Raw genomic sequence first — 12,415 nt, 5'->3', positions numbered from 1 at the left:
GCTCCATGCTCGTCGTTCGTCGCGCTCTCCGGGCGATTCAGCCCTTCGTCGCCGCCCTCGGCGCGGTGCCCGTGGTGGTGTCCCTGGCGGTCATGGGTGGCTGCGAAGTGTTCGACCCCTCCCTGGTCGAGCTGCCCGCGTGTACGGGCCGTCGCCCGCCCGCGGCGCCCTCGGTGGCCGACGGCTCGGACGGTGAGCGCTACGTGCTGGTGCTGCGCGACATCGTCATCGATCAGCGTGCAGAGGATGGCGCACCACCGGAGTCGGCGCCTTGGCGCACGACGGGCTTCAACCTGGACAGCATGTGCACCACGGCAAACGACCTGACCACCGAGTGCGTCCCGGCGCGGGAAGGGGCGTCGGTCCAGGTCGACGGCGACGACGGCATCGACAACACGTTCGGGAACTCCTTCTTCCCCATCCTGAACCTGGTCCAGTCTGGCATCGAAGGGGACCTCGTGGCGTCCCAGGCCGCGGGCGTGGGCGCGCTGGTGATCATGATCTCCGACTGGAACGGGGAGCGGGACGACCCGCGCGTGACAGTCGCGATCGCGCAGTCGGTGTTCGGTTCGCCGGGCGTGGGTGGTGAGGCGCCAGAGCTGCTCGTGGTCGGGTCCAACGCCACCCTGAGCGACGGAACCACCCCCGCGCCGCCGCCCGCCTGGGACGGTGAAGACTACTTCTGGGTGCGCGACGACAACTTCCTGGGCGGCGACCTCGACATGCCCGCCGTGCAGATCAACCACGCCTATGTGCGGGACGGCCAGCTGGTGGTGTTCGTCCCGAACGGCACCGAGTTCAAGCTGATCGGCACGGGCTTCGGCGCGACCGTGCGCATGACTGGAATGATCGCGATGGGCGAGCTGTACGACACGCTCATCATGGGCGTGACCGACCCGCCGCCCCGGATCACCGTCGCCGGGCGCTGGGGCCTGAATCACATCCTCGCCACCTCCGAGAACGTCGGGATCTGCCCTGGCTCCGCGGCCTTCCGTACGCTCATGCAGACGCTCACCGGCATGTGCGACGTGCAGCTTCAGCCCGCGACGCCAGCGGACACGTCCCTGCCGTGCGACGCGCTCAGCATCGCGACCACCTTCGACGCCTACGTGGGGCACGTGGGGGGCATCGCCGTCGGGCAGCCACTTCCCAATCCCTGCTCGGACCCTTAGCGCGGACGATCACACCCTGGTCTGCCCCGGACTGTCCCGTGTCGGGCTCCTTGCGAGCGGGCGTTGCGCATGCACCAGTCGAGCGGGGCCCGACGCACCGCCTGGGCTCGAGGTGGCTCCAGTCGGACGTTTGGCAGGCGCCGTTCCGGCCTGCTAGATCTGTGCTCCGTGAAAACGAGAACACTCGGTCATATTATGTTTCTGCTGGGCGCGGGGGGCTGCGCCGCGCTGACCGGGTGCGCGCAGTCACACGTCTTCTCGGTCGCCGACGCTGGTCCAGTGGAGCCAGCCGACGCCGCCCTGGTGGCGGAGGACGCTGGCATGGACACGGGGGCCGGGGACCTGGGGCTGGACGACTCGGGCCCGGGGGACGCAGGGCAGGACGCGTTCGACGCGTGCGCCGCAGGCTGTGACGACGGCGACGAGTGTACGGACGACCTGTGCGAGGCGGGCCGCTGCGTGTTCGTGCCGCGTGCGAGCGAGTGCGAGTTCTTCCGCACGCACGTCATCCGGTTGGTGAGCGGCGCGCACTCGGTGGCGGCGACGGACATCGACCAGGATGGGGACCTGGACCTGGCTGTGACGGCCCACAACAGCCGCTTCTACGCCTGGGAGGAGAACGTGGAGGGGACGGGGCTGGTGTGGACGCAGCACGTGCTGCTCGCGGGCGAGGCGGGCCGGCAGCTGGTGCCCGTGGACTTCGACGGCGACGGCGACGACGACCTGATCGGCGGCGGTGGGCGCGACGACCCGTACCCCATCCGGCTGTTCGAGAACCTCCACGGCGACGCGAGCGCGTTCGCGACCTACCAGATTGGCGACCGCGAGCTGCAGGACCTGGACGTGGGCGACCTCGACGGGGATGGGCGCCTGGACGTGCTGGCGGTGTCGCAGTGGGACCAGCCCGAGGTCTTCGCGCTGTTCGGACGCGATGGCGGCTTCGAGCACCGCGTGCTCGCAGACGTCGGCTTGCATCCGCAGTACGTGCGCATGGTGGACCTCGACGCGGACGGGCGCCTGGACGTGCTCACCGCCTTCTTCGGCCTGGTGTGGCTCGAACAGCGGGACGACGGCTTCACATCGCACGACCTGGACGTGTACTCCGCGACCTCGGCCGACCCGGTGGACGTGGACGGCGACGGCGACCTGGACGTGCTGGCGGTGGGCGACTCCCGGGTGGTGTGGGTGGAGAACCGCGACGGGCGCATGGGCACGACGCGCGTGCATCAGGTGGCCAACGACCTCGACTACGCGTGGTCCGTACACGGCGCGGACATGGACGCCGATGGAGACGTGGACATCCTCGCGGCGTCGCGTTGGACCGACGAGTTCGTGCTGTACCTGAACCAGGGGCACGACCGCTGGGACCGGCTGGTGCTGATGGGGGACACCCACGACGCGTTCGAGATCATCGCGGCCGACATCGACGGCGACGGCGACCTCGACGCGGTGGGCACGGCGACGGTCGGGGGCGGCTTCTACTGGTGGGAGAACCTCGGGCGCCTCTGAGGGACCTGTGCAGGGTGCGGGCCGCCGTGCAGGGCCCACGCGGGACTACTTGATCATCTTCTTCACCAGCTCGAGGCGGTCGCCGATGAGCGGCAGGTGCCGGCCGTAGGGCGCGTAGCGGATGGGCAGGTCGATCTTGGTGGTGGCCTCGAGGATGCCGCGCTGGTGCGAGAACACGTCGAACGAGCTCTTGCCGTGGTACGCGCCGAGGCCGCTCTCGCCCACGCCGCCGAAGGGCAGGTTGGGGTTGGCCACGTGCATGACCGTGTTGTTCACGCAGCCGCCGCCGAACTGCACGCTGTCCAGCACGCGCCGCTCCACGGCCTTGCTCTCCGTGAACAGATAGAGGGCCAGCGGGTGTTCCGGCAGGCGCTTCAGGTTCGCGATCAGCTCGTCCAGCGTGCTGTACGTGATGAGCGGCAGCACCGGCCCGAAGATCTCCTCCTGCATCACCGCGTCGTCCATGCGGACGTCCTTCAGCACGGTGGGCGCGATGAACTTCTGCTCGCGGCTGGTCTGCCCGCCCACCAGCACCTTGGCCTTGTCGATGAGGCTCGCCACGCGGTCGAAGTGCCGCTGGTTGATCATGCGCCCGAAGTCCGGGCTGCGGATGGGGTCCTCGCCGTAGAACTCGATCACCGCCGCCTTCAGCTCGCGCTCGAAGGCCTCCTTCACGTCCGCGTGCACGTGCACGTGGTCGGGCGCGACGCAGGTCTGCCCCGCGTTCAGCATCTTGCCCGCCAGCGTGCGGCGCGCGGCCACGGTCAAGTTGGCGTCCTTGTGCACGATGGTGGGGCTCTTGCCGCCCAGCTCGAGCGTGACCTTGCTCAGGTGCTTCGCGGCCGCGGCCATGACGATGCGCCCCACGCGCGGGCTGCCCGTGAAGAAGATGTGGTCGAAGCGCTGCTCGAGGAGCGCGTCGGTCACCTCGGTGCTGCCCTCGAAGACGCTCACGTACTCGGGGCTGAAGGTGCGCGCGGCGAGCTTGGTCACCACGGCCGACACAGCGGGCGTGAGCGACGAGGGCTTGAGGATGGCGGTGTTGCCCGCGGCCAGCGACCCGATGAGCGGCTGGAGCAGCAGCAGGAACGGGTAGTTGTACGGCCCCATGATGAGCGTCACGCCCTGCGGCGTGGACTCGATGCGGCTGCGCCCCGGCTGCGCCCACATGGTGGTGCCCACGCGCTTGGGCTTCATCCAGCGCTTCAGGTGCTTGAGCGTGTGGTTGAGGTCCTCGATGGCCGTGCTGATCTCGATGTACGCCTCGAACGGCGGGCGCCCGATGTCGGCGAAGAGGGCCTCCTGGATCTCGGTTTGCTGCGCGACGATGGCGTCCTTCAGGCGCTTCAGCTGCTCGAGGCGGAACGCGTAGCCGCGCGTGGCCCCGGACTCGAAGTAGGCGCGCTGCTGGGCGACCGCGGCGCGGGCCCAGGAGGTCTCGGGGATGGTGGTGTCGTCGAGCGCAGCGCCCATGGCGGGCCTCCTTGCGGTGCACCGTCTCGGTGCGGCTGTGGGTGAGGGACGGCCGCGCGCGGCGGCGTGATGAGCAGTGGGTCAGCCCGGCGTGCGCTGCACGTCTCGGCTGGGGCGCGCACGTGTGCCCCGGCGGCCTGGCGTTCGGCCCATGAGCGCCTCGTACGCGGGAGGCAGGTAGCGCACGCGCGCGGGCAGGATGGGCAGCGAGCCCTTCACCACGCGCTGCAGCGCTCGGAAGCGGCGCGCCTTGGGGGCGTCCCAGCGCACGCCGTAGGTCGCGCGCAGGGCCTCGGGCATGGTCGCGTAGGTGGCCAGCTTGGCCCAGCTGCCGAGCGTCCCGTAGAAGGCGTTCCACGCTGCGTTCGGCACGTGCCGCAGCTGCGGCGGCTTCTTCACGCGCGACAGGCTCACGTCGAGCAGGTAGCGCCCAAGCTCGGTCTCCTCGAGGCGGTGCTGCACCATGTCGTCGAAGTACGCGGCGAACGCGTCCACGTCGGCGGGCATGTCCTGGTCGCGAATGCCCAGCACGCGCCCCTGCTGCAGCCACTCGGCGTAGAGCTGGGCCTCTTGCTCGGCGGTGCAGGGGCGCTCGCCGAACAGGCGCTGCGTGGTGACCATCGCGTAGTAGGTGGTCAGGTGCACCCAGGCGTAGGCCTCGGGGTCGAGCGCCACGTAGCGCCGGCCCTTGCTGTCCGTGCCGCGGATGCCGCGGTGCAGCTCACGCAGCTCGCGGCCGGCCTTGGGCGCCTTCTCGGGCCCTCCGTAGAGCAGCCGCAGGCCCCACAGCGTGGTGCGCTTCAGCCGGCCCCACGGGTCGGTCTTGAACGTGGAGTGCTGCAGCACCCCCGCCCCCACCACCGGGTGCGACACCTGCAGCACCAGCGTGGTGCCCGCCATCAGCAGCTGGAGGTTGTCGCCTGCGTGACGCCACGCCAGCGACTCCGGCCCGAGGGCGACGGGGACGGGAGTGCGAGCAGGTGTGCGGGCGGCGGATTCCATGCGGGGTCGCGACGAAGGAACGATACCTGTATGTTTGTATCGGTGCGTGTGGGGGCTGTCAAGGCGCGGTCGGGCCGTTGACCGAGCGCGAGTCGCGCGCTGTGATGCGTCCATGGCACTCACCCAAGACGAGCTGAGCGCGTACTGGAACGGCCCCGGGGGCGACCGCTGGGTCCAGCAGCAGGAGGTTCTCGACCGGATGGTGCGCCCGTTTGGCGACGCCGCGCTCGCGCGCCTCGGGGCCCAACCTGGCGAGCGGGTGCTCGATGTGGGCTGCGGGTGCGGGGACACGCTGGGCGCCATCGCGGCGCGGGTGGGCCCGACTGGGAGCGTGACGGGCATCGACCTCTCGGAGCGCATGCTCGCGCGGGCGGGCGAGCGGGTCCCCGCAGCGCGCGTGTGGGCGGGGGACGTCGGGCAGCATGACTTCGGCGACGCGCGCTTCGACGCGCTGTACTCGCGCTTCGGCGTGATGTTCTTCGCGGCGCCCGAGCGCACCTTCGCGTGCCTGCGGAAGCTGCTGGCCACGCGCGAGGCGCGGCTGGTGTTCGTCTGCTGGCAGGTGTTCGACGACAACCCGTGGGCGACCGTGCCCTACCACGCGGCCCAGGGCGCGCTGGGTGACGCCGTCGGTCAGGGCGGCACAGAGACCGACGAGGGCCCGGGGCCGTTCTCGCTGGGACGTCGCGACACCATCACGCGGGTCTTGGGGGACGCTGGGTTCACGTCGGTCGACATCGAGCCCTTCGAGCACGATGTGGTCCTCTCGCTCACCGGTCTGGACGAGGCCACGCGCTTCGCGCTGACGTCGAGCCGTGCGGCGCGGCTGCTGGCGGGCGTGGACGAGGAACAACGCGAGCGCGCGAGCGCTGCGGTGAAGGCTGCCCTGGGGTCGTACTGCGTGGGCGAGCGGGTGGCCGTGCCGGGCGCGGCGTGGACGGTGGTCGCGCGCGGCGCGTAGCGACTCGACTCAGCCCGCGCGGCGGTCGTACAGCTCGCGCAGCACACGGGTGGCCCAGGTGATGCGCGCGGCTTCGATGGCTGGGTTGGGCTTCACGCGCACGGTCACGGCCTCGGAGTCGAACATGTGCATGATCGAGAGCACGATGGTGACGGTCTCGAGGTTCTGCTCCGGTGTGCCGGGCAGACCGAGTTCCACCATGCGGATGATGGCCGCCTCGAAGCGCGCGACGGCGGCGCCTACCGCGTCGGCCAGGTCGGGCTCCACGCGCGCGGCGGCGATGACCTCGCGCCAGGCGGCGTGCGTGGGAGAGCGGCTCACCGTGCGCAGCACGTTCACGAAGTGGTCCAGCCGGTCCAGCGTCCATGTGGCGTCCGTGATGCCGGCGGCGCGCACGAACGACTGCACGTTGCGCGTGCCGATCTCGTCCACCACGCGCACCAGCAGATCCACGCGTGTGTCGAAGTGCCGGAAGAGCGCGCCCTGCGACACGCCGGCGCGGTCGCAGATGGCCTTCACAGACGCGCCCGCGTAGCCCGCCTCGGCCAGCACGGTGATGGTGGCCTCGACCAGGCGCTCGATGGTGGCCGTGCGGCGCTCGGCTTGGGTGCGCCGGCCGTTGCTCTCGGGGGCGCTCGAGGGAGACGCGGTGTGCTTGGCGCCCGCGCGCGTGCGCGGGGTGGTGCCGCGCGTGGTGGACGACGCGCTTCGTGAGGCGGGCGCGCTGCGCTGGGCGGAGGGGGTTCCGTCGCTCATGACACCTGCGCGGCGAGAGGAGCTTCGACGGGCGCGTCGGTGGGCGCGGTGACCGTGGAGGGCACGCGCGGCGCCGTGTCGTGGCCGCGGCGCAGGAAGCGCCCGTAGCCGTGCGCGCTGCCGTAGCCGTCGACGAAGCCTGCCGGCGTGTAGACCACCTGCCCACCGACGAGCGTGGCGGTGATGGCGTCGTCGTTGCGCCGCACCATGCGCCGCACGCCGCCAAACACGTCGATGGGGGCCTCGTGGTAGGCGTGCACGTCGTCGTTGAGGCCGGTGGGGTTCACCACCACCACGTCGGCGCGGTCGCCCACGCGCAGGCGGCCTGCGTCGACGCCCAGCCACTCGCCGATCTCGCCCGTCACGCGGTGCACCGCGCGCTCCAGCGGCATGAGCGGCGTGCCCGCCTCGGCCGCGCGCTTCACGCTGCGCAGGAAGTAGAGCGGGAAATTGTAGAACGCCATGTTGCGGATGTGCGCGCCGGAGTCGGCGAAGCCCACCTGCACCGTGGGGTGCGAGACGATCTGGTCCAGCTTCTCGGGCCGGTGGTTCGCGATGGTGGTGCGCCAGCGCAGCTGCGTGCCGTGCTCCATCACCAGGTCGAGGAAGGTGTCCACCGGGTGCTCGCCGCGCTCGTCGGCCACGTCGCCGAAGCTGCGCCCCGCGAGCGTGGGGTCGGGCGCCGAGACGATGTGCGCGTCGTGCAGGTCGCGGTGCCACACACGCGGGCCAAAGCGCTTGTCGTACTCCTTGCGGAAGCGGCGGCGGTAGGCCTTGTCCGCGAACAGCGCGTTGCGCTCCACCTGCTCGGTCAGGTGCAGCGCCTCTTCGCCCGCACCGAACTCCTCGAACACCACCAGGTCGATGCCGTCGGCGTAGACCTCGAAGGGCATGGGCACGCACTGCCAGCGGATGTCCGCGCCCAGCGTATCGTTGAAGGTGGTGGTGCCGCGCAGGATGGCGGACGAGAGCATGGGGTTGCTCTTGGTGTCGGCCACGGTGATGAGCGTGGTCTTGAGCGGCTTGCGCACGCCGAAGCTGGCGCTCTCCAGCAGGTACAGGAGCGCGTTGTACTTGGTGGTGATGTTGGGGGCCGACTGCAGGATGGCGCCGCGCTCGCGCAGGATGTCATGGAAGCGGCGGTACTCCTTCCACGACGCGAACGTCGAGGGCAGCGGGCGCGAGCGCACGCGGTCGCCGCCGATCTTGTCCCACGGGTTGGTCATGCACGAGAGCCCGAGGAAGCCGAGGTCGAGCGCGTCGTTCAGCGCGGCCTCCATGCACGCCTGCTCGTCCGCCGTGGGCTTGCGCTTTTCGTCCGTCGCGTCCTCGAGCCCCATCACGGACACGCGCAGGTCCGAGTGGCCGATGAACGACATGACGTTGGGCCCGAGGGGCAGCGCGTCCACGTGCGCCATGTACGCCGCCGGGTCGTTCCAGGTCTTGTGCTGCTCGAGCGCGCCCAGCACGTAGTCGCGCGGCAGCGCCTCCACGCGCGAGAAGATGTCCGCGCAGTCTTCAGGCGTGGCGAAGATGGTGCTGAGCGAGCACGACCCGATGCACACCGTGGTGACGCCGTGCCGCACGGACTCGGGCAGCCCCGGCGCCAGCAGCAGCTCCGCGTCGTAGTGCGTGTGCGCGTCGAGGAAGCCGGGCATCACCCACTGCCCCTCCGCGTCGATGACCTGATCCGCGAGGGCGGGGTCGAGCTGGTCTTCGATCGCGGTCACGCGGCCGGCGGTGATGCCCACATCGGCCAGGCGCGGGGGGGCGCCGGTGCCGTCGAACACGAGACCGGAGCGGAGGATGACGTCATAGCGCATGGAAGATAGATAGCGAACGCTCTCTATCTTTGTCAAACGGAAACTGACGGCGGGTGGTTGGGCGATTGGTGATGGGTGGCGTGTGGGGGGCGGTGATGGGGGTCGGTGATTGGGGGTGATGGGGCCGGTGATGGGGGACACCAGGCTGAAGCCTGGTGCCCCGAGGCTGCAGCGTGACCTGCAAGTCCGCCCCACTCCGGGGGCGGACTGCCTAGTAGTGGGCGATGGAAACCCGGAGACGCTGCGTCGCGATCCGACTTGCTTCAGGATGTCAAAGCGGACGGTCGCGTCGCGGATGGCACGCGGTGTCGCTCGCCACGGCTCGCCTCGCACGGACCAGGAGTAGACGCGCACGTAGTCCGCCCCCGTAATGGGGCGGACTTTCAGTGAGCACTGCAGCTCTGGGGCACCTGGCTTCAGCCTGGTGCCCCCCATCGTCACGATCAGCCCAAGCAGCCCGGGGTGCCCGGGGTGCTCGGGTGCCCGCCATGCCGACCAGGAGTGCCCCGGGGGCTTCAGCAACCACATTTGTCCCAGATCCCGACGGCGCGTCCGCTCGGGCCCGGATAGACTGCCGCGCATGGTGCGCGGATCACGACATGGGCGTGGTGTGGCCGGGGTCTGGCTGGGCTGCGCCCTGGCTGGACTCAGCGCCCTGTTTCCCGCCTGTGGGCGTGGCGAGAACCAGCGGGATCCCGCGCACGGGGACGGTGTCAGCGCGACCTACGCGGCAGACGGTGACCCTGGGGCGCAGGAACCTGGGGCCGGTTCGGAACCGGGGAGCGCGGGGGTGGAATCGGCTGGCGCCGCTGGCACGGGCGGGGGTCAGGTAGCGGCTCCTGTCGCAGCCGTCTCCCCAACTCCAGAGCCGTACACGCTCCCCAGCGCCACCGACGACGCGTGGCCGGGGGTGCCCGGTGGGACCACTGCCGAGGGGTGGGTGTTCCAGACCATCCGGCACGAGACCATCCACGTGCACCTGGCCGTGCCCCCGAACTACCGCGTGGAGCTGGGGCGGCACTCGACGGGGTTGCCCGCCGTGTACCTCCACGGGCCGGGGACCGACATCGAGATCACCTACTCCTCCGGTACGGCGCGCTTCGTAACCACGGGGCGCATCCCGTCGAGCATCACCAACGTCCGGCGCGAGGCGAGCCCGCACGGCGTGACCATGGCCTACAACGACGCGCAAGGGATGCGGCGCGTCGCTTCGTTCATCCGCGCCGCGCGCTGCGAGCTGCTGTGGGCCACGCCCGACAACGAAGACGAGGCCTTCCGGGTGTGCGCCACCATGCGGCACCCGCCGCCGGGACCGCTCGCTCCCCCGCGCGCCCGCGGCACCAACGCGCCCTGGCCGCCGCAGCCGGAGTTCGCCGCGGTCAGCACGCTGGGCAGCGTGCGGCGCATGCTCACGGGGCACTTCAGCGTGCAGGTCAACCGGCGCGGGCCGTGCCCGTCCGCGGAGACGCTGGTCGAGCGCTACGGGCGCGACATCGAGGTGCGTGCGATCGACCTGCCGAACGGTCCCGCGCTGCGGGGGCAGCTGTACGAGCGCCTGGACCGCGAGCGCTGGGTCAGCGGCGTGAGCGTCTGGGCCACGCGCGCTGGGCAGTGCTGCACGGGCAGCATCACGGGCGAGCCGGTGGCGACCGAGGCCCAGGTCACCTACGTGGCCGAGCTGTGCGACGCGCTCGGCTTGGTGAGCGAGCCGGTCGACGCGGGCGTGGCCGGCGGCTCACCGCACGGGGCACGCTCCGCGCCGCGGCACCTCGAGGCTCGCCGCGGGAGCGCCGTGGTGTCGCTCGACGAAGGCTCGGGCTACCTGATCGACGCGAATGCCCCGCCGCCGCCCCCGGGACAGGCCCCCGCGCCGCACGTCTCGCTGCACGGCAGCTGCGCCGGCAGCGACATCCCCGCGTGCTCCGAGGCGGGCACCGTGGTGCGCGCAGCGCGCACGCTGGAGGACGTGCGGGCAGGGCTCGAGGCGCGCGGCTTCACGGTGACGATCACGCCCTGACGGCGGCTCAGAGCCCGCGGCGTCCGACGTCCGCGGCGCGTCCGCGTTGGTAGCCGACGGCGGCGCCCACCAAGGCGATCAGCGGTCCGACGATGAGCCCACCCGCGAAGCCCGCAGCGATCTGATCGCCTGCGTCGCCCCCCGAGAACATCGTCAGGACCCGCGCCGCGAGGCTGGCGCCCGCCGAGTATCCGAGGGCTGCGCCCACCACCAGTCCGACCCAGCGTCGCCACATGCGGGCACACGTACCAGACGGGCGCTCGCCCGTCACGTCGGGCCCGGAACGTCGCGCCCAGCCCCGCCCTGCCGAAGCGCCCGCGACTGACCGTGGATGACGCGAACGACACAGCTGCGCGCGAGCTGGCGCGTGCTACTCGCCTCGCCGACGCCGCTGCTCGCGCTGCACGGCTCGGTAGGTCTTCGTGCGCGCCTTGTCGTCCGCGCGTCGGCGCTGTTCGTCGCGTCGGCGCTCGGTTGCCTCGGCCTCGTCGCGCAGCGCCAGAAAGCTCTCGACCCGGCGCTCGTCCACGGCGCCGCTCGCGACGGCGTTCCGCACGGCGCAGCCGGGTTCGTCGCCGTGCGTGCAGTCGCCGAAGCGGCATTCTCGCGCCACCGAGGTGACATCAGCGAATGCTTGCGTCAGGCCGTCGCCGTCGAGCCAGAGGGAGAGCTCCCGCATCCCGGGGTTGTCGATGAGGAGCGCGCCGCCCGGTAGCGCGACGAGCTCGCGATGCGTGGTCGTGTGCTTCCCGCGTCCGTCGCTCGTGCGGACCGCGCCCGTCGCCATGCGCTCGTTGCCGAGGAGGTGGTTGATGATCGTGGACTTCCCGGCGCCTGACGACCCGACCAGCGCGATGGTCGTTCCCGGGCCCAGGTAGGCTGCCGGGGCGTCGGTGGCGAAGCCTTCCACCACATCAATGGCGTGCACGCCCATCACGAAGGGACCGCGGGCGACGGCCCGGACAGCCGCGACCTTGGCGTCACGGTCCGCGCATGCGCTCGCCTTGGTGAGGAAGACGACGGCCAACAGCCCCGCGTCGGCGATAAGCGCGAGGTAGCGCTCGACGCGTCGCGGCTGGAAGTCTTCGTCGAGCCCCATCACGACGAAGACGAGGTCGACGTTCGCGGCGATGACCTGCCGCTCCGTGCGCCCTCCGGCCGCAGCGCGCGCGAGCTCGGAGCGCCGCGGCAACCGGGCGCACACAGTCGGCGTGCCGTGGGTCGCGTCGTCCTCGACGACGACCCAGTCGCCTGTGACGATCGGGCCAGCCGCCGCATCGTCGCGCAGGCGGCCAGGGACGTGTGCGTGCCCGCCGTGGGCGCAGCCGACGAGCGTGACCTCTGCACCCTCGCGACGGACGACGCGTCCAGGAGCGCCTTCCGGGGCCAGTGCGGCGTGGGCGGATGCATCCGCGTCACGGAAGCCGAGCGCGGCCAGCGCAGCGAGCGTGTCGCGGGGGGCACGGGAGGTAGGCGGGGAGCTGGGCATGGCGGCGCAGGAGGCGTGTGTCTGTGGTCGCGGCGGAGGACGTCAACCGGGTGCGACCGTGACCCATCTTCCACGAGATACCTGCTCGACTCGATGAGGGGTTACTCCGTCACAGTCGAACGCGCCGCGACCACGAGACCGTCCCTTGTTCGATGCCGCACGAGGGGACTTCCGCCGCGCCCAGCTTCGCGAGTACCGTCCCGGCCATGGCAA

General features: G+C 71.2%; 10 protein-coding genes. 4 read left to right on the top strand and 6 right to left on the bottom strand.

Annotated features, from left to right (window positions below; genetic code table 11):
* Positions 1–5 precede the first annotated feature (5 nt).
* Both H6726_18320 and H6726_18315 read left to right on the top strand, forming a co-directional pair.
* Complete coding sequence (locus H6726_18320; protein MCB9659608.1) at positions 6–1,172, top strand: hypothetical protein; 1,167 nt, start codon at positions 6–8, stop codon at positions 1,170–1,172.
* A 195-nt stretch (positions 1,173–1,367) separates the two neighbouring features.
* Entirely contained in the window at positions 1,368–2,681 is a 1,314-nt protein-coding gene (locus H6726_18315) for a VCBS repeat-containing protein (GenBank protein MCB9659607.1), read from the top strand.
* Positions 2,682–2,726: 45 nt separating this feature from the next.
* On the opposite strand, the gene H6726_18310 is transcribed toward H6726_18315, so the two are convergent.
* Together H6726_18310 and H6726_18305 are read right to left on the bottom strand one after the other, a co-directional pair.
* On the bottom strand, positions 2,727–4,154 hold the full coding sequence (locus H6726_18310) for an aldehyde dehydrogenase (GenBank protein ID MCB9659606.1): 1,428 nt from the start codon (positions 4,152–4,154) through the stop codon (positions 2,727–2,729).
* An 81-nt stretch (positions 4,155–4,235) separates the two neighbouring features.
* Positions 4,236–5,156 (bottom strand): DUF2236 domain-containing protein, encoded by a 921-nt coding sequence (locus H6726_18305; protein ID MCB9659605.1) that lies wholly within the window; start codon positions 5,154–5,156, stop codon positions 4,236–4,238.
* 112 nt (positions 5,157–5,268) lie between these two features.
* Here H6726_18305 and H6726_18300 point away from each other — a divergent pair, with 112 nt between their 5' ends.
* Positions 5,269–6,117, top strand: a complete 849-nt coding sequence (locus tag H6726_18300; GenBank protein ID MCB9659604.1) for a methyltransferase domain-containing protein — start codon at positions 5,269–5,271, stop codon at positions 6,115–6,117.
* 9 nt (positions 6,118–6,126) lie between these two features.
* On the opposite strand, the gene H6726_18295 is transcribed toward H6726_18300, so the two are convergent.
* Complete coding sequence (locus H6726_18295; protein ID MCB9659603.1) at positions 6,127–6,873, bottom strand: TetR/AcrR family transcriptional regulator; 747 nt, start codon at positions 6,871–6,873, stop codon at positions 6,127–6,129.
* A complete protein-coding gene (locus H6726_18290) occupies positions 6,870–8,696 on the bottom strand; it encodes an amidohydrolase family protein (protein MCB9659602.1) in 1,827 nt (608 codons plus the stop codon). The genes H6726_18295 and H6726_18290 overlap by 4 nt, the downstream gene beginning before the upstream one ends.
* Positions 8,697–9,276: 580 nt before the next feature.
* Here H6726_18290 and H6726_18285 point away from each other — a divergent pair.
* Positions 9,277–10,713 (top strand): hypothetical protein, encoded by a 1,437-nt coding sequence (locus H6726_18285; GenBank protein ID MCB9659601.1) that lies wholly within the window; start codon positions 9,277–9,279, stop codon positions 10,711–10,713.
* Between the two features lie 7 nt (positions 10,714–10,720).
* On the opposite strand, the gene H6726_18280 is transcribed toward H6726_18285, so the two are convergent.
* Positions 10,721–10,948, bottom strand: coding sequence for a hypothetical protein (locus tag H6726_18280; protein ID MCB9659600.1), 228 nt, complete (start codon positions 10,946–10,948; stop codon positions 10,721–10,723).
* A 135-nt stretch (positions 10,949–11,083) separates the two neighbouring features.
* The gene (rsgA, locus tag H6726_18275) at positions 11,084–12,202 is read right to left on the bottom strand and encodes a ribosome small subunit-dependent GTPase A (GenBank protein ID MCB9659599.1); all 1,119 of its coding nucleotides are present in this window, start codon (positions 12,200–12,202) and stop codon (positions 11,084–11,086) included.
* Positions 12,203–12,415 lie beyond the last annotated feature (213 nt).

Source organism: Sandaracinaceae bacterium (assembly GCA_020633055.1).
Classification (GTDB): Bacteria; Myxococcota_A; Polyangia; order Polyangiales; family Houyiibacteriaceae; genus JADJJE01.
The sequence above is the reverse complement of the archived record's forward strand: the minus strand, read 5'-3'. Positions and strand labels throughout refer to the sequence as shown.